The 207-nt window shown below is 78.3% G+C and carries 1 pseudogene; it reads right to left on the bottom strand.

What is annotated here, in order from left to right:
- Positions 1-207, bottom strand: a pseudogene (locus tag J7357_RS20835) (exodeoxyribonuclease V subunit alpha); the annotation flags it as partial.

Here is a 207-nt window from a genome sequence, read left to right as displayed (position 1 = left end):
CGGGGGCGGTGCCGTCGCGGGTGTCGAGCAGGAGGCTGGCGCGTGCCGGGTCGAGGCCGGCGTGGCCGCTGGCCACCGCCAGCGAGGCCAGGGCGGCGCCGGCCAGGACCGGGTCGGGGGTGTCCGGGTCGAGGCGGGCCAGGCTGTTGGCGAAGGCATGGTCCAGCGTGCGCAGGGTGCCGGTGCGGTAGAGGGTGGCGAGGAGGT

It is taken from the genome of Xanthomonas sp. D-109 (assembly GCF_017746095.1).
In the GTDB taxonomy this organism is placed as follows: Bacteria; Pseudomonadota; Gammaproteobacteria; order Xanthomonadales; family Xanthomonadaceae; genus Xanthomonas_A; species Xanthomonas_A sacchari.
Note: the sequence above shows the minus strand (reverse complement) of the source record. Positions and strands in the feature narration are given on the sequence as shown.